The sequence below is a fragment of the Cryobacterium arcticum genome (assembly GCF_001679725.1).
GTDB classification, from domain to species: domain Bacteria; phylum Actinomycetota; class Actinomycetes; order Actinomycetales; family Microbacteriaceae; genus Cryobacterium; species Cryobacterium arcticum_A.
This window is the reverse complement of the sequence record NZ_CP016282.1, coordinates 2,216,534-2,241,786: the sequence shown is the minus strand read 5'-3', so window position 1 is coordinate 2,241,786 and position 25,253 is coordinate 2,216,534. Positions and strand designations below refer to the sequence as shown.

Below are 25,253 nucleotides of genomic sequence, written 5' to 3'. Positions count from 1 at the left end.
CCCCACACCGCACTCCAGGAGCCAGCCCGTGAGATCCAATCCCAGCTTCGCCCTCGACCAGGTCGACGAGGTGCGGCACCTGATCCAGGAGCACCCGTGGGTCACCCTCGTCAGCCACACCGACGCCGGCGAACTCGTGGCCTCGCACTATCCGGTCATCCTCGACCCGACAGCGGCCGACGGTGAGATCGTGCTGCTCAGCCATGTGGGTCGTCCGGACGAGCAGCTGCACGAACTCGGCGCGCATGAGCTGCTCGTGATCGTGCAGGGTCCGCACGGCTACATCTCCCCGGGCTGGTACGACGCCCGGCCGGCCGTGCCCACCTGGAATTTCGTCACCGCGCACCTGCACGGCACCCCGGAGATCCTCTCGGACGCCGAGAACCTCGGTGTGCTCGCCGCCCTGGTCGACCACTTCGAAGACCACATGCCCGAGCCGCGCCGCATGAACGGCACCGTCGAGAACGCCGACTACGCCGCGCGCATCGTCTCCGGCACGGTCGGGTTCCGCCTGCGGGTCACCCGGTTCACGGCCAAGGAGAAGATGAGCCAGAACAAGCCGGCCGAGACGCTCGAGCACATCATCACCGAACTCGACGGCGACGGCCCGTTCGCCAGCCCGGCCCTCGCCGCCCGGATGCGCCGGGCCCGCGACCGCGCAACGGCCGAGCAGCGTTCACCGGAGCAGCGTTCACCGGAGCAGCGCGCATCCGAGGCCCGGTCCGCCGAATGAGCCTGATCCTCCGCAACGGCCGGCTGCCGGGCAGTGACGACCTCGTCGACGTGCGCATCGACAACGGTCTCATCACCTCGATCGGCTACCTCGCGCCCGACGCCGCCGCGACCCGTTCCGTCGACCTCGCCGAACGGTGGATCATCCCCGGGCTCTGGGACAACCACGTGCACTTCAGCCAGTGGGCGCAGACCTCGAGGCGGTTGGACGTGTCCGAGGCGACCAGCGCCGCCGACGCCGCCCGGTTGGTGGCCGACCGGCTCGCGGCCTTGGCGGCGCTGCCGACCGCGGGCGATCAGGACCGGCTCGTCGGCTTCGGCTTCCGGGACGGACTCTGGCCGGATGCGCCCACCAGCTCCCTGCTCGACGCCGCGTCAGGGCCGGTGCCGGTGGTTCTGGTCAGCGGCGACCTGCACAGCTGCTGGCTGAACTCGGCCGCTCTGGCCGTGTACGGCTTCATCGGCCACCAGACCGGTCTGCTCCGTGAAGACGACGCCTTCGCGGTGGAGCGCGCCATCGACAACGTGCCCGATGCCGACCTGGACGCCTGGGCCGACGAAGCCGCCCGGGCCGCTGCCGCCCGTGGCGTGGTGGGGATCGTCGACCTGGAGATGACCTGGAACCTCGACGTGTGGCAGCGTCGCATGGCCGCAGGGCAGGACCGGCTGCGTGTCGACTTCGGCTTGTACACCCATCATCTCGACGACGCGATCGAGCAGGGTCTCACCAGCGGCCAGGTCATCGAAGGCACCGGGGGACTCCTCACCGTGGGTCCGTACAAGGTGATCACCGACGGCTCGCTGAACACCCGCACGGCCTACTGCTTCGACGCGTACCCCGGGCTCACCGGAGAGCACGACCGTGGCATGCTCACGGTGCCCACCGACGAGCTCACGACACAGATGCGCCGGGCTCACGCCGCGGGCATCCGCCCGGCCGTGCACGCCATCGGCGACAGCGCCAACAGCCTCGCCCTCGACGCTTTCGAGGCCGTCGGCTGCACGGGCAGCATCGAACACGCCCAACTCCTGACCGAGGCCGATGTGGCCCGGTTCGCCCGGCTGGGCGTGACGGCGAGCGTGCAGCCGGAGCATGCTCTCGACGACCGCGACGTGGCCGACCGGTATTGGGCCGGACGCACCGATCGCGCGTTCCGGCTCGCCGACCTGCTGGCGGCCGGCGTCACCCTGGCGCTCGGCTCGGACGCGCCGGTTGCGCCCCTCGATCCGTGGTTGGCCATCGCGGCCGCGGTCGGACGCACCCGCGGCGACCGCGCCGCCTGGCATCCCGACCAGGCGATCTCACGGCAGGCAGCGCTGGCGGCATCCGCCCGGGGCCGGCACACTCTCGCCGTCGGTCAGCCGGCCGACCTCGCGATCTGCGAGATCGACCCGTTCGTCGCCTCGATTGACGACCTCCGCCGGATGCCCGTGGCCGCGACCCTGCTCGCTGGTCGGTTCACCCACAACACGCTCTAACCCTCCGGGGCCGCCCAGTGCGTTGGTCGAGCCTGTCGAGACCCCGTGACGTGCGTGTGTGTCGTGGCCGTGCGCTGGTCGAGCCTGTCGAGACCCCGCGACGTGCGTGTGTGTCGTGCCCGTGCGTCGGTCGAGCCTGTCGAGACCCCGTGACAGGTGCAGGGTCGCGCCCGCGACATCGGCCCGCCAGGTTTCGACAAGCTCAACCAACGGCTGGGTCGCGCCCACTCGTCGGTCGAGCCTGTCGAGACCCCGTGACAGGTGCAGGGTCGCGCCCGCGACATCGGCCCGCCAGGTTTCGACAAGCTCAACCAACGGCTGGGTCGCGCCCACTCGTCGGTCGAGCCTGTCGAGACCCCGCGACGTGCGTGTGTGTCGTGCCTGCGGGGGATAACCCCCAGCCCGATCCGGCGGCTGGGGGGATGTGCGCCGTCGACGCCGCCGGGCACGCTGGAACCATGACGAACGCCACGCTCAACTCCGCAGACAGCCCAGCCGGTTCCGGCCCCGGTGACACCCCCGACAGCACCACCGATCTCACCACAGACCTCAACACCGAACGCCTGAACTCTGCCACGCTGGGCTTCGTGCAGCCCGCCAGCGATCCGTCCACCAGTCCAACCGGCGCGCCCGCAGGCAGCCCTGCCGGGCGAGAGCCCGTCGACGCGTCCGACACCCTGTCGTCCGCCGGGCGTGGTTACCTCGGCCTCTGGGCGAGAACACCGCGGGAGCTCGGCTTCCTGCTGCCGACCCTGCCCGTCATCGTCGTCGCTTTCTCGGTCCTCGTGACCCTTTTCTCCACTGGCCTGAGCCTGGTTGCCCTGTTCGTGGGCCTGTTCATCGTCGTGGCCGCCCTGTACGCCGCGCGCGGCTTCGGGGTCGTCGAACTCACCCGGCTGCGCTGGGCCGGCCGGCCCGCCATCACCGCCCCGCAGTGGACCCCGCGGGGCGAACCGGCCACGCCGTTGCGCGCCATCCTCGGCCCGCTGGTGTCGGGGCACTACTGGCTCTACCTGCTTCACGGCATGGTCGTGAACTTCATCGTCGGCCTCGTGTCGTGGTCGCTCACCATCGTCTGGGTGTCCGGCGCGCTCGGCGGCCTCACCTACTGGCTCTGGAGCTGGTCGCTGCCGGCCGACAACGACTCCGTCGGCCTCTACGGCCTGTGGACAGGAGCCTACGGTCCGGGCAGCACCCAGAACCTGGCCGCCGAGAACATCGTGAACGCCGCACTCGGCCTCGCCTTCCTGCTCACCCTCCCGTTCCTCACCCGCGCGTTGGTCATGATGCACCAGGGCATTGCCGTCGTGATGCTGGGCGCGTGGTCGTCCGAGGCCCTTCAGCGCGAGGTCGCCGACCTCAGTGCCTCCCGCGGTGCCGCGGTCTCGGCCGAGGACCAGTCGCTGCGCCGGCTCGAACGTGACATCCACGACGGCCCGCAGCAGCGCCTGGTGCGACTGCAGATGGACCTCGCCAGCGCCGAACGCCGTCTCGACGATGACCCCGAAGCCGCCCGGCGTCTGCTGGTGGAGGCCAGGGACCAGGCCAGGGACACGCTCGAGGAGCTGCGGGCGCTGTCCCGTGGGCTCGTGCCGCCCATCCTGCAGGACCGCGGACTGATCGTGGCCCTGGAGTCCCTCGCGGCGCGCAGCACCGTCCCCGTGCAGTTGGAGCTCCTGGTGGACCGGGACCTGCGCCTGCCCTCCGAGATCGAACGCAACGCGTACTTCATCGCCGCTGAGCTGCTCACCAACGTGGCCAAGCATGCCGGGGCCTCCACCGCCCGGCTGCACCTCGAGCTGCGCCGGGTGCCGGAGGACGACTCGACCTGGCTGGACCTCTGGGTGATCGACAACGGTCACGGCGGCGCGGTGCTGCAGGGCGGCCACGGCCTGGCTGGCCTTGACGAACGCCTGCGCGGCCTGCGCGGCGTGCTCTCGGTGCGGAGCCCCGCCGGCGGGCCCACGGCGGTCGGAGCGCACATCCCCTTGGTCAGCGAACTGCGCGGTTCGATTGTGAGTCCGTGACGGCGCTCAGGACCGCCGTCCATCCCGAGGTCTCACGCCTCCGGGCCCCGTATCCTGAGGGCATGAGCTCCCTCCAGCACCCGCACCAGGCCCCGTCCCCGCGACTGCGCCTGGTGCTGGCCGAGGACTCGGTTCTGTTGCGTGAGGGCCTGGTGCGCTTGTTCGCCGAGGCCGGCTTCGACACCGTCGCAGCCTACGGCGATGCCGACACGCTGCTGGCCGAGGTCGATCGGCTGCGGCCCGACCTGGCCGTGCTCGACGTACGGATGCCGCCGACTTTCCGCGACGAGGGCGTGCGGGCGGCCATCGAGCTGCGGCGGCGGCAGCCGGGCATCGGCATCCTGCTGCTGAGCCAGTACGTCGAGGGCACCTACGTGCAGGAGCTGCTCGCCTCGGGCGAGGGCGGCCTGGGCTACCTGCTCAAGGACCGGGTCGCCTCGCTCGACGAGCTGCAGGATGCCGTCTCCCGGGTGAGCGCCGGAGGCACGGTGCTCGACCCGCAGGTGGTGCGGGAGCTGCTCGCCCGGCGCAGCAACCCGTTGGCCGCCCTCACCCCGCGGGAGCGCGATGTGCTGGGGCTGATGGCCGAGGGCCGCACCAATGTCGGCATCGCCGAACGCCTGGTGATCGGGGTCGGCGCGGTGGAGAAGAACGTCACCGCGATCTTCCAGAAGCTCGGGCTGGACGACACAGGCTCCGACCACCGGCGGGTGCTCGCGGTGCTGGCCTTCCTGCAAGCCTGAACCGAGACACTCCGCGAGTTGCGGCACGAGGCCACTTCGATGCCCGGGAAGCGGCACTGTGCCCGAAGTCGGCGCAGCACGGCTTCGCGAGGTGCGTCGGAGTGCCCCCAGGGAGCCGGCGAGAGGGCACTGTGTCCCCGGTCGGTGCGTGGGAGGGCGCGGCGCGCATCCGCCGGAGCCGTGGTGTCCGGGGCTCCTCCGGGATGGAGGACACTAGGACCATGAGCGTGATTGAGAACTCCAAACTGGCCATCGTCGGCGCCGGTGCCGTGGGCACCTCGCTGGCCTACGCCGCCCTGATCCGGGAGTCGGCCCGCGAGGTGGCCCTCTACGACATCAACTCCACCAAGGTTGCCGCCGAGGTGCTCGACCTCGCACACGGCACTCAGTTCACCGGCGCATCCCGGGTCACCGGCGGCGACGACCTCGACGTGGTCAGCGACGCCAACGTTGTGGTGATCACGGCCGGCGCCCGCCAGCACCCCGGCCAGTCGCGGCTGGAGATGGCCGGCGTGAACGTGGAGATCCTCCGCGACCTGATGCCCAAGCTCGTCGAGCGGGCCCCGGACGCCATCTTCGTGCTCGTCACCAACCCCGTCGACGTGCTCGCGGTCGCCGCCCAGCAGTTCAGCGGCCTGCCGCCGGCCCGGGTGTTCGGCTCCGGCACGGTGCTCGACTCGTCCCGGTTGCGCTGGATGCTCTCCGAGCGAGTGGGCGTGGCGATCTCCAATGTGCACGCGCTCATCGTCGGCGAGCACGGTGACTCCGAGTTCCCGCTCTGGTCGCAGGCCCGGATCGGCCCGATCTCCCTGGCCGACTGGATGCTGACCCGGAGCGCCGGCGGTTCCGCGTCGTCGTCGGGGTCGGTGCCGTTCACCGAGGCCGAGTTCGAGTCGATCGCCGAGGACGTGAAGAACGCCGCCTACCGGGTGATCGAGGGCAAGGGCGCCACCAACTACGCCATCGGGCTCTCCGGGGCCCGGATCGTCGAGGCCGTTCTGCGCGACGAGGGCGCGATCCTGCCGGTCAGCTCGGTGCTCACCGACTACCGCGGCGTCAGCGGGGTGGCCCTGTCTGTGCCCAGCGTGATTGACGCCAGTGGCATCGCCCGCGTCATCGACGTGCCCTTCTCGCCCAAGGAACAGGCCCTGTTCGAACACTCGGCCGCCACCCTCCGCGCCTCCCTCGACACTCTCGGATTGGCCTGACCCATGGAACCCAAGCTCGGCTACGGCTGGACCGAAGACAAGATCGGCGACCTCACCGGCGTCACCGCGATCGTGACGGGCGCCAATTCGGGTCTCGGGTTCGTGACAGCGGCGCAGCTCGCCGCACACGGCGCATCCGTGACGCTGGCCGTGCGTGACGCCGCCAGGGGAGAGGCCGCCGTCGAACGGATGCGCGACCGCCTGCCCGACGCCGACCTGGCGGTGGGTGTGCTCGACCTGGCCAGTCTCGACTCGATCGCGGCGTTCGCCGGACGGTTCGCGGACAGCACCGGACGGCTGGACCTGCTGGTCAACAACGCCGGGGTGATGAACCTGCCCCAACGACAAACGGCTGACGGGTTCGAAATGCAGTTCGGCACCAACCACCTGGGCCACTTCGCACTCACCGGGCGACTGCTGCCGCTCCTCACGACGAGCCCGGATGCCCGCGTGGTCACGCTGTCCTCCACCGTCCACCGCATCGGGAAGATGAACTTCGACGACCTGATGGGCGCAAAGCGCTACCGGGCGTGGCCGGCGTACGGGCAGAGCAAGCTCGCGAACCTGCTGTTCACGAGCGAGTTGCAGCGCCGGGCGACGGCCGCGAAAGTACCGCTGCGGGCCATGGCGGCGCATCCGGGATTTGCGCTCACGAACCTGCAGAGCACCGGACCGGCCATGCGCGGAGCCAAGACAACCACGAGGCGGGCCCGGTTCACGGCCGCGGTCATCCGCGAACTCGCCCAGCCGGCGGTGTGGGGCGCCCTGCCGACGCTGTACGCGGCAACCGTGCCCGGCCTGGCCGGTAACTCGTTCGTGGGTCCGGAGGGGTTCGGGCAGCAGCACGGGCATCCGGTTCCGGTGACCCGCTCCAAGCGCTCCCAGAACACCGAGGATGCCCGCAGGCTCTGGACCGAGAGCGAGCGCCTGACCGGCGTCACCTACGCCTTCGCTTGACGGCGACTCGCTCGCTCCTAGGTACCCGTCACCCGAACCGAGCGCGCCAGCCGTCAGTTGGTTGAGCCTGTTGAGACGCCGCGAGAGGACCTCACGAACGCACCGAGACGTCGGTCGAGCCTGTCGAGACGACGTCACCGGGTCTCGACGAGCTCGACCGACGATCGGCGGCGACGTTTACGCACTTCACCGGGTCTCGACGAGCTCGACCGACGATCGGTGGCGACGTTTACGCACGTCACCGGGTCTCGACGAGCTCGACCGGCGATCGGTGGCGACGTTTACGCACGTCACCGGGTCTCGACGAGCTCGACCGACGCGTGGGCACGACGCATCCGCACGTCACTCGGCCTTGACAAGTTCGACCGGCGAGATGGTTGCGGACCGTGGAAAAATCGCCGACGGGGCCTACTGTGCGGGTGTTTTGGAGGGGATGACGGGAATCGAACCCGCGCCATCAGTTTGGAAAACTGAGGCTCTACCATTGAGCTACATCCCCATGTGCCACGCGGAGCGGCACTCGAATATCGTAGTACAGGTTTCGGCGCACGTTTTCCCGCAAGCCCCCAGCCGCACCGAAATCGGCCCGGGAACGGGCCTTGAATGCGTTCAGGGACACCCCGGGCTTCGGGTCGTGCACTAGACTGACGGAGGTCAATCCGCCTGTCGTGTGAGTCTGCGCGCCAAGCTGGTGGCCCCAACGGGTGAGATGACATCCGGGGCGTAGCTCAGCTTGGTAGAGCGCTCGGTTTGGGACCGAGAGGTCGCAGGTTCGAATCCTGTCGCCCCGACCATCACCCCCCTGAACATCTGACGAACATAACTGTCGAACACAGGAGATTTAAACGTGAAGTCCACGGTCGAAAAGCTGAGCCCCACACGCGCCAAGGTCACCATCTCGGTGACCCCTGAGGAGCTGAAGCCCAGCATCACCCACGCCTACGGGCACATTGCCGAGGACATCAACATCCCCGGCTTCCGCAAGGGCAAGGTTCCGCCGCCCATCATCGACCAGCGCGTCGGCAAGTCCGCCGTGCTGGAGCACGCCGTCAACGAGAGCCTCGACGGTTTCTACCGCAAGGCCGTCGACGAGCACAAGCTGCGCCCGCTCGGCCGCCCCGAGGCCGACATCGTCGAATGGCCCAGCGACAAGGACTTCTCCGGCGACCTGCTGCTGGCCATCGAGGTCGACGTGCGCCCCGAAATCGACCTGCCCGCCTACGAGGGCCTCAAGCTCACCGTTGACGCGGTTGACATCTCCGATGACGAGGTCACCGAGGAGCTCAACACCCTGCGCAGCCGCTTCGGCACGCTGATCACCGTCGACCGTCCCGCCACCACCGGTGACTTCGCGCAGATCGACCTCGTCGCATCCGTCAACGGTGTCGAGGTCGACAACGCCAGCGGCATCTCCTACGAGGTCGGCTCCGGCGACCTCATCGAGGGCATCGACGAAGCACTCGAGTCCCTCACCGCCGGTGAGACCACCACCTTCGCGTCGAAGCTGCTCGGCGGCGACCACGAGGGCGAGACCGCTGAGATCACCGTCACCGTCATCGCCGTGAAGGAGCGCGAGCTTCCCACCGCAGACGACGACTTCGCTCAGATCGCCAGCGAGTTCGACACCATCGCGGAGCTCACCGAGAGCCTCAAGGTTCAGGTCGGCCGCTCCAAGGTCTTCGGCCAGGGCAACCAGGCCCGCGAGCTGCTCATCGAGCAGCTGCTCTCCTCCGTCGAGGTCCCCATCCCCGAAGCGATCATCGCCGACGAGGTGCACCGTCACCTCGAGGGTGAGAACCGCCTCGAAGACGAGACCCACCGCGCCGAGGTCACCGAAGCCAGCGAGAAGACCTTCCGCCAGCAGATCCTCCTCGACACCATCGCCGAGGCCGAGAAGGTCAAGGTCAGCCAGGACGAGCTCACCCAGTACCTGATCCAGGGTGCCTCGCAGTACGGCATGGACCCGAGCGAATTCGTTCAGGCCCTGTCCGGCAACGGCCAGATCCCCTCCATGGTCGCCGAGGTCGCCCGTAACAAGGCCCTCGCCATCGCCCTGGGCAAGGCAGTTGTCACCGACTCCAACGGTGCCACCGTCGACCTGTCCGAGTTCACGGCCGTCGTCGACGACGAGCCGGCAGCGGATGAGGCCACCGACGAGGCAGCTTCTGACGAAGCCGTCGAGGAGGCACCGGCCGCCGAGGCGAAGCCCAAGAAGAAGGCTGCAGCCAAGAAGTAGCATCCCGCCGTCAGGCGAAGAACGGGTCGGTTGTCCACGGACAGCCGGCCCGTTCTGCGTACCGGGTCCTGCGCTGAATCTGCCGAGGGCGAACACAGCCTTTCCCGCGCGTTGGACCCTATAGATTCATTCCTGAAGCGACAAGTGAAACGGAGCGCGACATGGCCGAAATGGCACTTACACCCGGCGTTTTTGACCGGCTGCTTAACGACCGCATTATCTGGCTCGGCTCAGAAGTGCGCGACGACAACGCCAACGAGATTTGTGCCAAGATCCTGCTGCTTGCAGCAGAAGATTCTCAGCGGGACATCTTCCTCTACATCAACTCACCCGGCGGATCGATCACCGCGGGCATGGCCATCTACGACACCATGAAGTTCGTGTCGAACGACATCGTCACCGTGGGAATCGGACTGGCGGCATCGATGGGCCAGTTCCTGCTGTCCTCCGGCACCAAGGGCAAGCGTTACATCACCCCCAACGCCCGGGTGCTGCTGCACCAGCCGTCCGGCGGATTCGGTGGCACGGCCGCCGACATCCAGACCCAGGCCAAGGTCATCCTGGACATGAAGAAGCGCATGGCAGAGCTCACCGCCGAGCAGACCGGCAAGTCGGTCGAGCAGATTCTCATCGACAACGACCGCGACAACTGGTTCACCGCCCAGGAGGCTCTGGACTACGGTTTCGTCGACCACCTGCGCAAGTCTGCGACGGAAGTGGTCGGCGGCGGCGGCACCGACGACTCAGTGAACAAGAAGTAGGACGGGCAGATCATGGAATTCACCAACTTTGGCCACGGTGCCGGCGGAATGACCGCCGGCGGAATGGCTCCGCAGGCACCCGAGTCGCGCTACATCCTCCCCACCTTCGAGGAGCGCACCGCTTACGGCTACAAGCGCCAGGACCCGTACGCCAAGCTCTTCGAGGACCGCATCATCTTCCTCGGCGTGCAGGTTGACGACGCATCCGCCGACGACGTCATGGCCCAGCTTCTCGTTCTCGAGAGCCAGGACCCGGACCGCGACATCGTTATGTACATCAACTCGCCCGGTGGCTCGTTCACCGCCATGACGGCGATCTACGACACCATGCAGTACATCCGTCCGCACATCCAGACGGTCTGCCTCGGCCAGGCGGCCTCCGCCGCTGCAGTGCTGCTGGCCGGTGGCACGCCGGGCAAGCGCCTCGCGCTGCCCAACGCCCGCATCCTCATCCACCAGCCCTCGGCCGGCGGCCAGGGTGGCGGCCAGGCGTCCGACATCGAGATCCAGGCAGCCGAGATCCAGCGGATGCGCGAATGGCTCGAGGAGACTCTGGCCCACCACTCCAACCGCAGCCAGGAGCAGGTGCACAAGGACATCGACCGCGACAAGATCCTCGGCGCGCCCGAGGCGCTCGAGTACGGTCTGATCGACCAGATCCTGACCAGCCGCAAGAACGTTCCGACGCTCGTCAAGTAACGAAAGGCGCCGGGCATCCGTTCGGCACCCGGTAGTTTCGGGAACGGCGCGCTGCCTTCGGGCGGCGCGCCGTTTCGCTTTGTGGGGTGGTGCACCTATCTGTCACACGCACAAGCTAGGCTCGTTTCAGCGTCATTGATGGAGGAGGCTCACGGATGGCACGAATAGGCGAGAGCGCCGACTTGTTGAAGTGTTCTTTCTGCGGAAAGAGCCAGAAGCAGGTGCAGCAGCTCATTGCCGGACCCGGCGTGTACATCTGCGATGAATGCGTTGAGCTCTGCAACGAGATCATCGAGGAGCGTCTGGCCGAGGCCGGCGCAGAAGAAGCCGGCAGCGAGTTCGAACTGCCCAAGCCCCGGGAGATCTTCGGATTCCTGGAGGAATACGTCATCGGTCAGGAATCCGCCAAGCGGGCCCTCGCCGTCGCCGTCTACAACCACTACAAGCGGGTGCGCTCGCGTGCCACGCTGACCGCGGCCGACGCCATCCACGATGACGTCGAGATCGCCAAGTCCAACATCCTGCTCATCGGCCCGACCGGTTGCGGAAAGACCTATCTCGCCCAGACCCTCGCGAAGCGGCTCAATGTGCCGTTTGCGGTAGCGGATGCGACGGCGCTCACCGAGGCCGGCTACGTGGGCGAGGACGTGGAGAACATCCTCCTCAAGCTCATCCAGGCCGCCGACTACGACGTGAAGCGCGCCGAGACCGGCATCATCTACATCGACGAGATCGACAAGATCGCCCGTAAGGCCGAGAACCCGTCGATCACCCGCGACGTCTCGGGCGAGGGTGTGCAGCAGGCCCTGCTGAAGATCCTCGAGGGCACAGTGGCTTCCGTGCCGCCGCAGGGCGGGCGCAAGCACCCGCACCAGGAGTTCATCCAGATCGACACCACCAACGTGCTGTTCATCGTGGCGGGCGCTTTCGCCGGGCTCGACGACATCATCTCCCAGCGCGCGGGCAAAAAGGGCATCGGCTTCGGCGCCCCGCTGCACAGCAAGGGCGACGACATCAACCTCTTCAGCGAGGTGCTGCCGGAGGACCTGCACAAGTTCGGCCTGATCCCCGAGTTCATCGGCCGGCTCCCCGTGGTGACCACGGTCACTCAGCTCGACCAGGTCGCACTCATGCAGATCCTCACCGTGCCCAAGAACGCCTTGGTGCGTCAGTACCAGCGCATGTTCGAACTCGACGGGGTGGAGCTCGACTTCGAGCAGCCGGCCCTCGAGGCGATCGCCGACCTCGCCGTGCTGCGCAAGACCGGTGCTCGCGGGTTGCGCGCCATCATGGAAGAGGTCCTCGGGCCGATCATGTTCGAGGTGCCCTCCTCCACGGATGTAGCCCGCGTCGTGGTCACCCGCGAGTCGGTGCTCGAGAACGCGGCGCCGACCATTGTGCTGCACACTGCTCGCCGCGAAGACAAGTCGGCCTAGGCCGTCGGCAGCCGTACATGAACCGCCCCCGATTATTCGGGGGCGGTTTTGCGTGCTGGACAATCGCGGATGTACTCGCACCGAGTGCGTCCCCCGGCACGCCGAGCGGGAGTTGACAGAAGACGACTGGGGATATCTAATATATTGCATGCCGGTTCCCGTTCCTGATTCCTCACACCGCCCTGCCTCGCTGCGCGACTACGCCTATGAGTCACTCCGCACCGCGATCGTGGACGGCACGCTGGCACCGGGGGAGAAACTGCGCGATGCCGAACTCGAGTCCTGGCTCGGCGTGAGCCGCACACCCATCCGCGAGGCGATCGCCCGCCTCGAGACGGCGGGCCTGGTGCGCACCGAGCGCGCCCGGCAGACTATCGTGGCTCCGCTGGACGAACGGGCCGCTCTGAACGCGCAGGCCATCGCCGCTTCGTTGCACGAACTCGCAGCGCGGGAGGCCGTCGCCCAGCTCACCGCCGCCGATCTCGCCCAGATGACGGCCGCCAACGAGCGGTTCAGGCTGGCCCTGGCCGCCAACGATGTGGCCGCCGCCATCGCGGCGGACGACGACTTCCATGCGGTCGCCGTGCGGGCCAGCGCCAACGAGCTGCTGCCGGCACTGCTCGAGCAGGTCACGCCCACGCTCAGACGCCTCGAGCGGGCCCGATTCTCGTCCCTCGCCGGGCGCGCCTCGGTGGCCGACCACGAGCGCATCATCCGTTTGTGTGCGGATGGACTGGCTGTGGAGGCCGGCACGGCGGTGCGGGAGAACTGGTTGACCCTGGGCCGGATGCTCGCGACCGCACACCTCGCGGATCCTGCCGACTGAGCCTGGGCCTCACCGCACGGTTGCGCCCAACCACGTTCTCTTCCCCCTCACCACACCCGATCAACCCACACCCGATCAGATCAAAGGACCCCATGGCACTGCGAGATTTTCCCCGTCACCCGCTCACCTTCGGCCCGAGCCCGATTCATCCGCTCGACCGGCTGAGCGACCACCTCGGTGGCGCCCGGATCTGGGCCAAGCGTGAGGACGTCAACAGCGGTCTGGCCTTCGGCGGGAACAAGACCCGCAAGCTCGAATACCTCATCCCCGAGGCGCTGGCCCAGGGCGCAGACACCCTGGTCTCGATCGGTGGCATCCAGTCCAACCACACCCGGCAGGTGGCCGCGGTGGCCGCGCACCTCGGGCTGAAGGCCGTGCTCGTGCAGGAACAGTGGGTGGATTGGCCGGACAGCGTGAACGACAGGGTCGGCAACATTCTGCTCTCCCGCCTCACCGGGGCGGATGTGCGCATCTCCGCCGACGGTTTCGGCATCGGCTTCAAGGACTCCTGGACGCAGGCCATAGCCGATGTCGAGGCGTCGGGCGGCACGCCGTACCCCATCCCCGCCGGCGCCTCCGACCACCGGCTGGGCGGTCTCGGATTCGCCAACTGGGCACACGAGGTTGCCGAGCAGGAGGCCGCGCAGGGCGTCTTCTTCGACACCATCGTGGTGTGCAGCGTCACCGGGTCCACTCACGCGGGCATGATCGCCGGATTCGCCGACCTGGAGGCCAACTTCGGCGGTCGCCGGCGCCGGGTCATCGGCATCGACGCCTCCGCCAAGATCGAGGCGACGCGCGAGCAGGTCGCCCGCATCGCCCGCAGCACCGCGGAGCTGATCGGTGTCGGCCGGCCGATCGCCGATGACGAGATCACCGTGCTCGAGGGCTGGGCCGGGGACTACTACGGGATTCCCGTCGAGTCGACGAACGCCGCCATCCGCCTCACCGCGAGCCTGGAGGGCGTGATCATCGACCCGGTCTACGAGGGCAAGTCGATGGCCGGCCTGATCGATCTCGTCAGCTCCGGTGACATCGGACCGGACAGCACGGTGCTCTACGCCCACCTGGGCGGGCAGCCGGCCATCAACGCGTACAGCGCGCTGTACCACTGAGCCGCGTCGCTCCCACGGGCTGACCGGGCTGCGGCCGGACCGGGCTGCGGGGAGGGCTAGTTGAGGCCCCGGCGGTCGAGGAGCGGCTGGATGTGGGCGTCCCGGCCGCGGAAGTCCCGGTACGCGGCCAGCGGGTCACCGCTGCCGCCTACGCCCAGCAGCCGGGCGCGGAACCTGTCGCCGTTGGCCCGGGTGAGGCCGCCGTTCTCGGTGAACCAGGCCACCGTGTCAGCGTCGAGCACCTCACTCCAGATGTAGGAGTAGTAGCCGGCGTCGTAGCCGCCGGAGAAGGTGTGGGCGAAGTAGGTGCTCGAATAGCGGGTGGGCACCGCCGGGTTGTCGAGCCCGACAGCGGCCAGTGCGGCGGCCTCGAATTCGGCCACATCCGTCACGGTGTCGTCGGCGCCGATGCGGTGCCAGGCCTGGTCGAGCAGTGCGGCGGCGAGGTACTCGCTGGTGGAGAAGCCCTCGTTGAAGGTGGCGGATTCACGGATGCGGTCCACGAGTTCCTGGGGCATGGCCTCGCCGGTGCGGTAGTGCCTGGCGTAGTTCTCCAGCACCTCAGGCCAGAGCATCCACATCTCGTTGACCTGGCTGGGGAATTCGACGAAGTCGCGGTACACGTTGGTGCCCGAGAACCGCGGATAGGTCACCCGGGCGAACAGGCCGTGCAGGGCGTGGCCGAACTCGTGGAAGAGCGTGTTGACCTCGTCGAAGCTGAGCAGGGTGGGGGACCCGGCGGCGGGCTTGGACACGTTGAGGTTGTTGGTCACGATGCTGGGGGTTCCCAGCAGGCTGGACTGCGAGACGAGCGAGTTCATCCAGGCCCCGCCACGCTTGGAATCGCGGGTGTAGAAGTCGGCGATGTACAGGCCGACCGGGCTGCCGTCCTCGTCGGCGACCTCGAAGACCCGCGCCTCCGGGTTCCACGCCGTCAGGTCCGGACGCTCGGTGAAGGTGACGCCGTACAGGCGGGTGGCGGCGTAGAAGACGCCGCCCTGCAGAACGCGTTCCAATTCGAAGTACGGACGCATGTCGCTCGTGTCCACGTCGAACGTCGCCTGGCGCACCTTCTCGGTGTAGAACGCCCAGTCCCAGGCGGCGAGGTCGAAGTCGGCGCCGGACTCGCGCACCGCCGCCTGCAACGCCTGCTGCTCGGACTGTGCGTTCCGCGCTGCCGCGGGGGCGAGCCGGCCGAGCATGTCGGCGACGGCGTCGGGGGACTTCGCCGTCTCATCCGCCGTGACGTACGCGGCGTGACTGGCGAAACCGAGCAGGCGGGCCCGCCGGGCGCGCAGCCGGGTGATCTCGAGCACCAGGTCACGGTTGTCGTGCTCGCCGCCACGGATGCCCCGGGACCGCGACGCCGTGAGCAGGCGTTCCCGCACGGCACGGTTGCTCAGCGACGCGAGGTACGGGTGGCTGGTGGGCAGCACCAGGGTGATGACGTACTTTCCGGTGAGACCGCGCTCCCTGGCCGCCTCCGCAGCGGCCGAGATCTCGCCGTCGCCGAGGCCGTCGAGCTCGGCGACATCGTCGATGACGACGGCGAGGTCATTGGTGTCGGCGAGCAGGTTCTTCTCGAACCGGGTGGTGAGGGTGGACAGTCGCATGTTCAGCTCGCGCAGGGTGTCCTTGTCGGCGTCGGAGAGTCCAGCTCCGGCGAGGGTGTACTCGGTGTAGTACCGCTCGAGCAGGTAGGCGGTCTCCGGGTCCAGGCCCAGCGCGTCCCTGCGCTCATAGAGGTCGGCGATACGCGCGTACAGGGCCTGGTCGAGACGGATGGCGTCGGTGTGCGCCGCCAGCAGCGGAGCGAGCTCTTCCTCGAGGGCGGTACCGAAGTCGGTGGAGTCGGACGAGCTGAGCGAGAAGAACACCGTGGCCACGCGCGTGAGCACCTGGCCGCTCCGCTCGAGAGCCACGAGGGTGTTCTCGATGGTCGGGTCCGCCGGATCCTGGGTGATGGCGGCGACCTCGGCGAGTTGCTCGGCCATGCCGGCGTCGAACGCCGGGCGGTAGTGCTCGTCACGAATCTCCGCGAACGGTGGCAGCTGGTACGGCAGGGTGCTGGGAGCGAGGAACGGATTCGAGGGGACGGCCATCGCCCCAGCCTAGTGTCGGCTCGGGTGCAGGTGCCGGTGCGACTGAGGGTCGGCGCGCGGGTGCGGTGGGCGGGTGCGGTGGGCGGCGCATCGTCATAGGATCTGGCCATGAACGACACCCCCGAGCGTCAGGAGACCGCCCCGCGAGACCTGCCCCCGCTCGGGCACGATCACCTGCAGCGGGTGCTCACGTGGCGCACCGTGGAGAATTCGGCCGCCTACCTGGTGCCGCACCTGAGTCCTGGACTCAGCCTGCTCGATGTGATGTGCGGGCCGGGCACGGTGACGGTCGACCTGGCCCGCCGGCTCGCTCCCGGCCGGGTGATCGGACTGGACTCCTCGGCCACGGCGGTGGAGTACGCGGCCGGTCTCGCATTCGACGCGGGTCTGTCCAATACGAGCTTCCTGGTCGGCGATGTTCACGCTCTGCCGCTCGCCGACGCATCCGTGGACATCGTGCACGCCCACCAGGTGCTGCAACACGTCGACAATCCCGTGGCGGCCATGCGAGAGATGCGTCGGGTGCTGAGGCCCGGCGGCATCCTCGCCGCGCGCGACGCAGACTACGGGGGAGCCGCCTGGTACCCGAAACTGCCGGCCCTGGCAACGTGGATGGCGGCGTACCGCGCGGTGCACACCATGAGCGGTGGCGACCCAGACACCGGCCGGGCGCTCAAGGCCTGGGCACGGCAGGCAGGATTCGCCGAGGTCACCAGCAGTGCGTCGGTGTGGTGCTTCGCCTCGGAGGCCGAGCGGGAGTGGTGGGGAGAGTCGTGGGCGCAACGCGCCACCGAGGCCGACTTCGTAGCCCGGGCCATCGAGGCCGGGGTGGCACGGCTGGCGGACCTGCACGAGATCGGTGGCGCCTGGCGGCACTGGGCGCTGGATCCTGACGGCTGGTTCGTGCTCACGCACGGTGAGATCATCGCCGTACGGTAGCGTCGTGCGATAGCGTCGTGCGGTAGAAAGGGTAGTGATGCCCATGCTCTCCGCGGTTCAGCACTGGGCCGAGACGAACCCTCAGCAGCTCGCCGTGCAGATCGGAGACGATCGCCTGAGCTACGTCGAGCTGCGCGATGCGGTGTTGCAGCGGTTCGGTGGAACGCCGCCGGGCACAGACCGGCCGAACGGCCCCACTGTCATCGGCCAACCCAACGGCCTCGAGTTCGTTGTGCGATTCCTCGCCGGTGTCGCCGGCTCCGGCAGCGTCGCCGTGCTCGACCCTGGGTGGCCGGCGGAGCAGCGTGCCGACGTGCTGGCCCGGCTCAGCGGACTCAAGAGTACGAACGTGGTCCCCGAGACCATGACCGACGGGCCGGCGGACTCCACCTTCCTGTACGGGTTCACGTCGGGCACGACGGCGGTGCCCAAGGCGTTCCGGCGCACTCGGCGTTCGTGGCAACAGTCGTTCCCCCGCAGCGCCGGGGTGCTCGGCCTCACCCGGCACGACAGCACCCTCGCGCCCGGACCGCTCAGCGCCAGCCTGAATCTCTATGCCCTGGCCGAATCCCTGCACGTCGGGGCGACCTTCCACACACTGCCGGGTTTCGATGTGGCTGCGGCGCTCGAGCGCATCGAGAACCACGGCATCACCCGCCTGGTGGCTGTGCCGGCCGTGCTGCGGCTGCTCGCCCAACGGGGGTTGGCGTCGGACCGGTTGTGCCGGGGGATCACCGGCATCGTCAGCGGGGGAGCCAAGCTCGACCTCGACACCACTGTGCTGCTGCAACGGTGGGCGCCCGCCGCGACGGTGTCCGCCTACTACGGTGCCGCCGAACTCGGGTTCGTCTCCGCGACGGTCCTGGCACCCGGTCAGCCTCCGGAGCCCACCGGGACGGCCGTCGGGCTGCCCTTCCCAGGGGTGCGGATCCGGATCGTCGACGACCAGGACGCCGTCGTCGAACCCGGGGTAGCCGGAACCATCCAGGTTTCCAGCGATCTGGTGTGCGACGGCTACCTCTGGGGAGACGACGGGGCGGCCTTTCAACGCCTGGGCACCTGGTGCACGGTGGGTGACCACGGCTTCCTCGACGGAGCCGGTGTGCTGCACCACCTGGGTCGCAGCCACGACATGATCCTGAGCGCCGGCAGTAACGTCTACCCGCAGGAAGTGGAGGCGGCCCTGCAGGCGGTTCCCGGCGTGCGGGCCGCCGTGGTGACAGGCCTGCCCGACTCGACCCGCGGCCGCAGGGTGGTGGCCGCGGTGCTCGGTGACACGGACCTGGTCGCCGGCACCGACCTGGATGCGGTGAGCCTGCGCGCCGCGTGCGGCGCAGCGCTGGTGGCTCCCAAACGGCCCCACGCCTATTACCGGTTGAGCGAACTGCCCCTCACCCCGGCGGGAAAGGTCAGCCGCAGTATGCTCGGCCGCTGGATCGAACAGGGGGACTCGCGTGTCGTTCGACTCCGCTGACCCGGCTGGCAGCACCACAGCCGGCGGCACCACAGCCGGCAGCCTCGCAACCGGCAGCCTCGCAACCGGCAGCCTCGCAGCCGGAAGACGCCCGGACGGCAAGACCCCGTCCGAGGCCGACCGGGAGCCGGTGATCCTGCTCGGCCGCCGAACCGCCTTCGCCCGACGTAACGGCGCGCTGGGCACCGTCACCCAGGAGAACCTTCTGGCTCCGGTGCTTGCGGCCGTGCTGGCCGACACCGGAATCCCTGCGGTCGAGGTGGATGACGTCATCATCGGCAATGCGGTCGGCGGCGGCGGCAACGTGGCCCGACTGGCCCTGCTGATGGCCGGCCTGCCGGTCACGGTGCCGGGGCAGACCATCGACCGCCAGTGCGGGTCGGGGCTCGAGGCCATTGTGCTGGCCTGCCGACTCGTTCAGGCCGGCGCCGGCAGCCTCTACCTCGCCGGTGGGGTCGACAGCACGAGCACCGCGCCCCTCCGCGCCCACCGCCTCAGCTCCGCGCCCGACGCGCCCGACTTCTACGACCGGGTGAGGTTCGCCCCGGATCACCTGGGCGACCCGGACATGGGTGTCGCAGCCGACACCGTCGCAGCGGCCTACGGCATCACCCGCGAACGCCAGGATGCCTTCGCGCTGCGCAGCCATCAGCTCGCCGTGGCGGCGAGAGCGGCAGGGGCGTTCGAGGACGAGATCGTCGCCGTCCAGACACCGGCCGGACCCGTCGCGGTTGACTCCGGTCCGCGCGCGGGGCTGGGGGAGAGTCTCCTGGCTCGGTTCCCGGCCGCGTTCACCCCCGGTGGATCCGTCACTGCCGGGAACTCCTGCGCCGACGCCGACGGTGCGGTGGTCGTGGTCGTGACCAGTCGCACCCAAGCCGACGCCTGGGGCGCATCCGGGTACCTGAGTTTCGTGGATGCGGTCCCGGCAGGCGTCGACCCGACGCTGCTGGGGGTGGGCGGGGCAGCGGCCGGGCAGGCGCTCTTCGCCCGCACGGGAGTGTCTCCCGGCGATGTGGGTCGGGTCGAGTTCACGGAAGCGTTCGCGGCCCAGGTGTTGGCCTCGCTCGACCTGATGGGCCTGTCGGCGGAGGGGGCCAACCGCCAGGGCGGGGCGCTGGCCCTCGGGCATCCCTACGGCGCCTCCGGCGCGATGCTGGTGCTTCGGCTCCTGCAGCAGGCGCGAAGCGGCGCGTCACCGGGAGAACTGGGCCTGACCGCACTCAGCATCGCGGGCGGTCTCGGCTTGGCCGCCCTGTGGCGGTGGGAGACGCCGAACGGTTGACGGGATCAGGTCAGATCCGGTCGCCTCGTCCCAGCCACCTGAGATCGAGGCGCCCCGGGGTCCAGCAGCCCCGGGATCCAGCCGCCTAGATCCAGTCGTCCTCGTCGTCGATGACGACGGCCGGCTGCGTGATGGTGGCGCTGTCTTCCTTCGGGTCGAACCGGATGACGGTGCCGTCGTCGAGTTCGATGACGGGATTGCCCTCGAGCCAGGTGAGCGTCCAGCGCCACCCGCTGGTGTCGTCGGGGAGGGCAGCGAGGTCGCCCTCCACCGCCTGCAGGGCGATGAGGACGACCTCAGGCAGGCCAGCGGGCGGCGTGGCGCCGAGTGACCAGCGGGTTCCGAGCTGCATGTTAGACCTCGGCCTCGTAGGTGACCCAGCTGGTGCGGGTGCCGACCTCGTCGTAGAGCTTCTGCGCGGTCTTGTTGTCCGCGGCCGTGACCCACTGCAGGGAACGGTAGTTGTGCGCCTTGGCGTACTCCTTGGCGAAGTCCATCAGGGCGCGACCGGTGCCGGCGTCGCGGGCATTCGGTGCCACGAAGAGGTCGTCGACGAAGAGGCCGACGTCACCGCTGAGGGTGCGCGGAACCGCACGGTAGAGGGTGAAGCCGACGAAGTCACCATTGTCGTCAACCGCGACAGCGCCGTCGAGGTCGTGGTTCTTGTCGATGATCCAGCTCCACACGCGCAGAGCCTTCTCGTCGGTGAGGTCGCTCTTATAGAACTCGCTGTAGCCCTCGAAAAGACCCAGCCACGGGAAGAAGTCCTTGTCGCCGAGCGGGCGGACCTGTACAGACATGCGTTCTCCTTAAATTTCCGACACCGTGGCGAGCACGATATCAGTCACGACCAACTCGGCGGCCTCGACGAAGGTCAAGTCCTCAATCCGGCCTACTGCTTTCAAATCGGCGGCTACCTGCCCGAGCAGGGCCACCTCTGCCGCTGGGCCTCCGATGGTGGCGGAGGTGACCGCGGACTTCTGTGACGCTTTGGCGTCGGTCTTGGCTCGACGGATGCCCGTGAGGGCACGGCTGGCGAGATCGAGCAGGGCGAGCGAGTCGGCATCCGCCGGCGTCGAGCCTGCGACGGGCCACGGAGCGCGGTGGACCGAGCCGTCGTTGGACCAGGACCAGGCCTCTTCGGTGGCGAACGGAACGAACGGCGCGAACAGCCGAAGCAACGTGGACAGGGCCTGACGCAGGGCGGCAACGGCCGACGCCTGCTCGGGGCCGGGCTCGCCGTAGGCGCGTTCCTTGACCAGCTCGAGGTAGTCGTCGCAGAAGGTCCAGAAGAAGCTCTCCGACACTTCCAGCGCACGAGCGTGGTCGAACGCGTCGAACGCGGCCGTGGCCTGGGCCACCACCACGTCGAGTCGGGCGAGCATGCTCGCGTCGATCGGCTCGGTGACCGGCGCGGAGTCGTCGCCGGCGAAGCCGAGGATGAACTTGCTCGCGTTGAGGATCTTGATCGCCAGGCGGCGACCGATCTTGATCTGGGTGGGGTTCTTGGGGTCGAACGCCGCGTCGGTGCCGAGGCGGGACGAGGCTGCCCAGTACCGCACGGCATCCGAACCGTGCTGCACGAGCACGTCGGCCGGGGTGACCACGTTGCCCTTGGACTTCGACATCTTTTTGCGGTCGGGGTCCACGATGAAGCCCGACAGTGCGGCGTGCTTCCACGGTGATTCGCCGTGTTCGAGTTCGGCGCGCAGCAGCGTGGAGAACAACCAGGTGCGGATGATGTCCTGGCCCTGCGGGCGCAGCGAGTACGGGTAGACCAGGTCGAAGAGCTCAGGGTCGGTTTCCCAGCCGCCGGCCAGCTGCGGGGTCAGCGAGGAGGTGGCCCAGGTGTCCATCACGTCGACCTCGCCGACGAAGCCGTTGGCGGCACCGCGCTGCTCGGCCGTGTAGCCGGGAGCCACATCGGAGGACGGGTCGACCGGGAGCAGCTCGCGGGTGGCGATGATCGGCTGGTCGAAGACCGGGTTGGCGTCGGCATCGAGTGGGTACCAAACCGGGAGCGGCACGCCGAAGAACCGCTGCCGGGACACCAGCCAGTCACCGGTGAGACCGTTGACCCAGTTCTCGTAGCGCACGCGCATGAACTCAGGATGCCACTGCAAAGCGGTTCCGTGTTCGATGAGCCTGGTCCGCAGTGCTTCGTCGCGTGCGCCGTTGCGGATGTACCACTGACGGGTGGAGACGATCTCGAGGGGCTTGTCGCCCTTTTCGAAGAATTTGACCGGGTGCACGATCGGCTTGGGCTCGCCGATCAGGTCGCCGGATGCGCGGAGCAGGTCGACCATGGCCTGCTTGGCGGAGAACACCGTCTTGCCGGCGAGCTGCGCATACGCGGCTTGCGCGTCGGGAGTGGTGATGACGTCGGGCGCTTCGGCGATGATGCGGCCGTCGAAGCCCATGATCGCGCGGTTGGGCAGGTCGAGTTCGCGCCACCAGACCACGTCGGTGACATCGCCGAAGGTGCAGATCATGGCGATGCCCGAACCCTTGTCCTTCTGCGCGAGGTGGTGCGCCAGGATCGGCACCTCGACGTCGAACACCGGGGTGCGCACGGTGGTGCCGAAGAGTGGCTTGTAACGGTCGTCGTCCGGATGCGCCACAAGTGCCACACACGCCGCGAGGAGTTCCGGGCGGGTGGTCTCGATCTCGATGGTCGAGCCGTCCGGCTTGTGGAAGGAGACCCGGTGGTAGGCAGCGGGCATCTCCTTGTCCTCGAGCTCGGCCTGGGCCACGGCCGTGCGGAAGGTGACATCCCAGAGCGTCGGCGCCATGGCCTGGTAGGCCTCGCCTCGGGTGACGTTGCCCACGAACGCGAGCTGCGAGGCGAAGATCGACTCCGGGGCGATGGTGCGGTAGCTCTGGGTCCAGTCGACGGAGAGGCCGAGGGTGCGCCACAGCTCTTCGAACTGCTTCTCATCCTCCACGGTGAGGCGTTCGCACAGCTCGATGAAGTTGCGACGGCTCACGGGGAGCTGGTCGGCGGCCTTGGTGCTCTTGCCGTCGCCACCCTCGAAGGGTGGCACGAAGTCGGGGGTGTACGGCAAGGACGGGTCGCAGCGCACGCCGTAGAAGTTTTGCACGCGGCGTTCGGTGGGCAGGCCGTTGTCGTCCCAACCCATCGGATAGAACACGCTCTTGCCGCGCATGCGCTGGAATCGCGCGACGACATCGGTGTGGGTGTAGCTGAAGACATGGCCGATGTGGAGGGAACCGGATGCGGTGGGCGGCGGGGTGTCGATCGAGAAGATCGACTCCTTCGTGGCAGCGGCCCGGTCGAACCTGTAGGTGCCCTGAGCCTCCCAGCTGGCTTCCCATTTGGCTTCGAGCCCTTCGAGGACTGGCTTTTCGGGAACGCGGTCAGCGTTGCTCATGACTCTCCGATTCGTGTTTCAGCGGCACCGTGTCGATGGTGAGGTGCCTTCAGTACTGCTGAACCAATCTAGCCGATGCTCCGCCCCGACCAGCACGACGACCCTCCGAACGGGCTGATCCGGGGCTTGTTTGGGAGTCTTCTCAGGAGCGTGGGCCGATCAGGAGCCGCGCCGACCACACCTGACCTGCGCAGGCCCCGACTGGTTAGAACGGCGGCTCCTCGGGAGGATCCTCGGGAAGCTGCCCGGCCGTGCGGGACTCTGCTGGTGTTCCGGGTGGCACTGGCTGTGTCGGCGGTTGGGTGGGCGGTGGTCCGAGGGTGGTTTCGGGGTAGGTGCGGTGGGTGGCCCCGGCCGGCGAGGTCCAAACGAGCACTCCGCCGGGCTCCTGCACGACCGACCAGAGGGTTTGGTGCTTGAGTCTGTGGTGCGGTGCGCACAAATGGGCGAGGTTGTCGTAATCGGTGGGGCCGCCGGCTTCCCAGGCTGTGGTGTGGTCGATGTCGCTGCGGGTGGCGGGCCGGGTGCACCCGGGGAACCGGCAGGTCCCGTCTCTGAGCCGCAACCAGCGGCGCAGATCGGCGGGGACCGTATACCGGTCCTTCCCGACGGAGAGAACGGCGCCGGTCTCGGGATGCGTGAGCAACCGGGCGAAGCTCGGCGCTCCCGCGGCGATCTCGCGGGCCGCATCCGCTGGGATCGGCCCGTACCCGTCGAGAAAACCGGGCTTGTCGCTGGTACCCATTGCGGTGAAGACTGGCACGGTGACGAGCACCTGGCCCTGGATGCCGCCGCCGGTACCCGACGGGGTGACGCCGTCCAACACCAGGTCGGCGAGTGCGTCGGCGCAGATCTGGCCGATGGTGCGCCTCTGGCCTTCCGGGATCGACTCGTCCGCACGCTCGTGAACGCGGGTGGCTTCGGCGATGCGGATGAGCCTGTCGTGAGCGGCCTGGGTCTGCTGCGCGGTGCCGTACCAGGTGAGGGTGCCCATGCCGTCTGGTCGCCCTTCCCACCAGATACCGCGCTCCGCGACAGCGGCGGCGGCGCGCGTGGTGAGGGTTTCCGGGTGCCGTCGCTCCCGCAGCCGCCGGGCCTTGACCCTGAGTTTGCCCGCGGTGAGGTCTTTCGCCGCGGGCAGCAATTCTGCTTCCAGCTCGGCCGCTTCCTCGAACGGGACGAAGCTGAGTTGCTCCATCAACACTTGACCGTGCCGGTAACTGATCTCACCCGCACCCATGGCCGTCAGTGTGGCCCTCATCGGGCCGGCGAACATGGCAGATTCCCCAATCAGGTTCTCCGCAGTGCGTTCGGCCAGGCGCAGGGCACAGGCGACCTCGCTGGTCACCGTTCGCCGGGCGACCTCCTGGTCCTCCCACGCGGCGATCTTTCGCGGACTCGCCTGCGCGTCGGTGAGCACCGGACCGCGCGTATCTGGGAAGGCACGCGGCTCCTCGAAGGCATAGTCGGGGTTGAGGAGTTTCGCGTTCACCGGGTCGCTGCTCCACTGCTGCAGATCGGCCATATCTCGTGCCCGTCGCGCGGTGGCCGTGGCGATCTTGCGGTGCGATTCGGCCGCGCGGGCGACCTTCTTCGCAAGCGTGGCCTGCGCCTGCTCCTGCAGGGTGCGGCGGCGACGGAGCGCGTGCGCGTCGTGACGCGGGTCATCCGGGTCATCTGGTTCGGCTGGGAACTGCTCTACTGGACTGCTCATGCCGTGATAATCGCACCTGCCACTGCCACCCGAACCTGCACATAAAGCGCTGTGGAAAACATTCCTGACCAGCCTGTTGTGGAGGAGGGGCGGTCGTGATCCACAAGCATCACAGGCCTTCTGGAGCC

The 25,253-nt window shown here is 68.5% G+C and carries 20 protein-coding genes and 2 tRNA genes; 16 read left to right on the top strand and 6 right to left on the bottom strand.

Going from position 1 to position 25,253, the window contains the following annotated elements:
- Nucleotides 1-28: 28 nt before the first annotated feature.
- From PA27867_RS10045 to PA27867_RS10020, 6 genes are all read left to right on the top strand, one after another.
- Entirely contained in the window at nt 29-733 is a 705-nt protein-coding gene (locus tag PA27867_RS10045; RefSeq protein ID WP_066595974.1) for an FMN-binding negative transcriptional regulator, read from the top strand.
- Nucleotides 730-2,211 carry an amidohydrolase gene (locus PA27867_RS10040; RefSeq protein ID WP_066595972.1) on the top strand — a complete coding sequence of 494 codons (1,482 nt, stop codon included), beginning with the start codon at nt 730-732 and terminating at the stop codon, nt 2,209-2,211. The genes PA27867_RS10045 and PA27867_RS10040 overlap by 4 nt, the downstream gene beginning before the upstream one ends.
- 458 nt (nt 2,212-2,669) lie before the next feature.
- Nucleotides 2,670-4,238 (top strand): sensor histidine kinase, encoded by a 1,569-nt coding sequence (locus tag PA27867_RS10035; RefSeq protein WP_084020955.1) that lies wholly within the window; start codon nt 2,670-2,672, stop codon nt 4,236-4,238.
- 62 nt (nt 4,239-4,300) lie between these two features.
- Complete coding sequence (locus PA27867_RS10030) at nt 4,301-4,981, top strand: response regulator transcription factor (RefSeq protein WP_066595970.1); 681 nt, start codon at nt 4,301-4,303, stop codon at nt 4,979-4,981.
- Nucleotides 4,982-5,202: 221 nt separating this feature from the next.
- Nucleotides 5,203-6,189: an L-lactate dehydrogenase gene (locus PA27867_RS10025; RefSeq protein ID WP_066595968.1), complete on the top strand. Its 987-nt coding sequence runs from the start codon at nt 5,203-5,205 to the stop codon at nt 6,187-6,189.
- A 3-nt stretch (nt 6,190-6,192) separates the two neighbouring features.
- The gene (locus PA27867_RS10020; RefSeq protein ID WP_066595960.1) at nt 6,193-7,146 is read left to right on the top strand and encodes an oxidoreductase; all 954 of its coding nucleotides are present in this window, start codon (nt 6,193-6,195) and stop codon (nt 7,144-7,146) included.
- Nucleotides 7,147-7,571: 425 nt separating this feature from the next.
- On the opposite strand, the gene PA27867_RS10015 is transcribed toward PA27867_RS10020, so the two are convergent.
- Nucleotides 7,572-7,645, bottom strand: a tRNA-Gly gene (locus PA27867_RS10015).
- 218 nt (nt 7,646-7,863) lie between these two features.
- On the opposite strand from PA27867_RS10015, the gene PA27867_RS10010 reads away from it, so the two are divergent.
- From PA27867_RS10010 to PA27867_RS09980, 7 genes are all read left to right on the top strand, one after another.
- Nucleotides 7,864-7,940 (top strand) — tRNA-Pro (locus tag PA27867_RS10010).
- Between the two features lie 53 nt (nt 7,941-7,993).
- Entirely contained in the window at nt 7,994-9,382 is a 1,389-nt protein-coding gene (gene tig / locus PA27867_RS10005) for a trigger factor (RefSeq protein ID WP_066595957.1), read from the top strand.
- A gap of 161 nt (nt 9,383-9,543) precedes the next feature.
- Nucleotides 9,544-10,143, top strand: coding sequence for an ATP-dependent Clp protease proteolytic subunit (locus PA27867_RS10000; protein WP_066595953.1), 600 nt, complete (start codon nt 9,544-9,546; stop codon nt 10,141-10,143).
- A 12-nt stretch (nt 10,144-10,155) separates the two neighbouring features.
- Nucleotides 10,156-10,842, top strand: a complete 687-nt coding sequence (locus PA27867_RS09995; RefSeq protein WP_420480671.1) for an ATP-dependent Clp protease proteolytic subunit — start codon at nt 10,156-10,158, stop codon at nt 10,840-10,842.
- Between the two features lie 155 nt (nt 10,843-10,997).
- Nucleotides 10,998-12,278, top strand: coding sequence for an ATP-dependent Clp protease ATP-binding subunit ClpX (gene clpX / locus PA27867_RS09990; protein ID WP_066595934.1), 1,281 nt, complete (start codon nt 10,998-11,000; stop codon nt 12,276-12,278).
- A gap of 148 nt (nt 12,279-12,426) precedes the next feature.
- Entirely contained in the window at nt 12,427-13,104 is a 678-nt protein-coding gene (locus tag PA27867_RS09985) for a GntR family transcriptional regulator (protein WP_066595931.1), read from the top strand.
- A 92-nt stretch (nt 13,105-13,196) separates the two neighbouring features.
- Nucleotides 13,197-14,219 (top strand): 1-aminocyclopropane-1-carboxylate deaminase, encoded by a 1,023-nt coding sequence (locus PA27867_RS09980; RefSeq protein ID WP_066595927.1) that lies wholly within the window; start codon nt 13,197-13,199, stop codon nt 14,217-14,219.
- Between the two features lie 56 nt (nt 14,220-14,275).
- Here the strand turns inward: PA27867_RS09980 and PA27867_RS09975 are convergent, their stop codons facing one another.
- Nucleotides 14,276-16,321 (bottom strand): M3 family metallopeptidase, encoded by a 2,046-nt coding sequence (locus PA27867_RS09975; protein ID WP_066595924.1) that lies wholly within the window; start codon nt 16,319-16,321, stop codon nt 14,276-14,278.
- Nucleotides 16,322-16,429: 108 nt separating this feature from the next.
- Between PA27867_RS09975 and PA27867_RS09970 the strand changes: the two genes are divergently transcribed.
- The 3 genes from PA27867_RS09970 to PA27867_RS09960 are packed head-to-tail and all read left to right on the top strand — an operon-like array spanning nt 16,430 to nt 20,019.
- On the top strand, nt 16,430-17,260 hold the full coding sequence (locus PA27867_RS09970; protein ID WP_066595922.1) for a class I SAM-dependent methyltransferase: 831 nt from the start codon (nt 16,430-16,432) through the stop codon (nt 17,258-17,260).
- 37 nt (nt 17,261-17,297) lie between these two features.
- Nucleotides 17,298-18,734, top strand: coding sequence for a class I adenylate-forming enzyme family protein (locus tag PA27867_RS09965; RefSeq protein ID WP_066595919.1), 1,437 nt, complete (start codon nt 17,298-17,300; stop codon nt 18,732-18,734).
- Complete coding sequence (locus tag PA27867_RS09960) at nt 18,715-20,019, top strand: thiolase family protein (protein ID WP_236900678.1); 1,305 nt, start codon at nt 18,715-18,717, stop codon at nt 20,017-20,019. Before PA27867_RS09965 ends, PA27867_RS09960 begins: the two co-directional genes overlap by 20 nt.
- Before the next feature lie 85 nt (nt 20,020-20,104).
- Here PA27867_RS09960 and PA27867_RS09955 read toward each other — a convergent pair whose 3' ends face one another.
- The 4 genes from PA27867_RS09955 to PA27867_RS09940 form a co-directional block, all read right to left on the bottom strand.
- On the bottom strand, nt 20,105-20,371 hold the full coding sequence (locus PA27867_RS09955; RefSeq protein ID WP_066595913.1) for a hypothetical protein: 267 nt from the start codon (nt 20,369-20,371) through the stop codon (nt 20,105-20,107).
- A 1-nt stretch (nt 20,372) separates the two neighbouring features.
- Nucleotides 20,373-20,819, bottom strand: coding sequence for a GNAT family N-acetyltransferase (locus PA27867_RS09950; protein ID WP_066595911.1), 447 nt, complete (start codon nt 20,817-20,819; stop codon nt 20,373-20,375).
- Between the two features lie 9 nt (nt 20,820-20,828).
- Complete coding sequence (gene valS, locus PA27867_RS09945; protein WP_066595909.1) at nt 20,829-23,411, bottom strand: valine--tRNA ligase; 2,583 nt, start codon at nt 23,409-23,411, stop codon at nt 20,829-20,831.
- 205 nt (nt 23,412-23,616) lie between these two features.
- Nucleotides 23,617-25,125, bottom strand: coding sequence for an HNH endonuclease signature motif containing protein (locus PA27867_RS09940; RefSeq protein ID WP_066595901.1), 1,509 nt, complete (start codon nt 25,123-25,125; stop codon nt 23,617-23,619).
- Nucleotides 25,126-25,253 lie beyond the last annotated feature (128 nt).

What these genes read in the sequence shown, in the direction of transcription:
- PA27867_RS10040 (WP_066595972.1), top strand. Translation starts at nt 730, where the DNA reads ATGAGCCTGATCCTCCGCAACGGCCGGCTGCCGGGCAGTGACGACCTC.
- PA27867_RS10035 (WP_084020955.1), top strand. Translation starts at nt 2,670, where the DNA reads ATGACGAACGCCACGCTCAACTCCGCAGACAGCCCAGCCGGTTCCGGC.
- PA27867_RS10030 (WP_066595970.1), top strand. Translation starts at nt 4,301, where the DNA reads ATGAGCTCCCTCCAGCACCCGCACCAGGCCCCGTCCCCGCGACTGCGC.
- PA27867_RS10025 (WP_066595968.1), top strand. Translation starts at nt 5,203, where the DNA reads ATGAGCGTGATTGAGAACTCCAAACTGGCCATCGTCGGCGCCGGTGCC.
- PA27867_RS10020 (WP_066595960.1), top strand. Translation starts at nt 6,193, where the DNA reads ATGGAACCCAAGCTCGGCTACGGCTGGACCGAAGACAAGATCGGCGAC.
- PA27867_RS10000 (WP_066595953.1), top strand. Translation starts at nt 9,544, where the DNA reads ATGGCCGAAATGGCACTTACACCCGGCGTTTTTGACCGGCTGCTTAAC.
- PA27867_RS09995 (WP_420480671.1), top strand. Translation starts at nt 10,156, where the DNA reads ATGGAATTCACCAACTTTGGCCACGGTGCCGGCGGAATGACCGCCGGC.
- clpX (WP_066595934.1), top strand. Translation starts at nt 10,998, where the DNA reads ATGGCACGAATAGGCGAGAGCGCCGACTTGTTGAAGTGTTCTTTCTGC.
- PA27867_RS09985 (WP_066595931.1), top strand. Translation starts at nt 12,427, where the DNA reads ATGCCGGTTCCCGTTCCTGATTCCTCACACCGCCCTGCCTCGCTGCGC.
- PA27867_RS09980 (WP_066595927.1), top strand. Translation starts at nt 13,197, where the DNA reads ATGGCACTGCGAGATTTTCCCCGTCACCCGCTCACCTTCGGCCCGAGC.
- PA27867_RS09975 (WP_066595924.1), bottom strand. Translation starts at nt 16,321, where the DNA reads ATGGCCGTCCCCTCGAATCCGTTCCTCGCTCCCAGCACCCTGCCGTAC.
- PA27867_RS09970 (WP_066595922.1), top strand. Translation starts at nt 16,430, where the DNA reads ATGAACGACACCCCCGAGCGTCAGGAGACCGCCCCGCGAGACCTGCCC.
- PA27867_RS09965 (WP_066595919.1), top strand. Translation starts at nt 17,298, where the DNA reads ATGCCCATGCTCTCCGCGGTTCAGCACTGGGCCGAGACGAACCCTCAG.
- PA27867_RS09955 (WP_066595913.1), bottom strand. Translation starts at nt 20,371, where the DNA reads ATGCAGCTCGGAACCCGCTGGTCACTCGGCGCCACGCCGCCCGCTGGC.
- PA27867_RS09950 (WP_066595911.1), bottom strand. Translation starts at nt 20,819, where the DNA reads ATGTCTGTACAGGTCCGCCCGCTCGGCGACAAGGACTTCTTCCCGTGG.
- valS (WP_066595909.1), bottom strand. Translation starts at nt 23,411, where the DNA reads ATGAGCAACGCTGACCGCGTTCCCGAAAAGCCAGTCCTCGAAGGGCTC.
- PA27867_RS09940 (WP_066595901.1), bottom strand. Translation starts at nt 25,125, where the DNA reads ATGAGCAGTCCAGTAGAGCAGTTCCCAGCCGAACCAGATGACCCGGAT.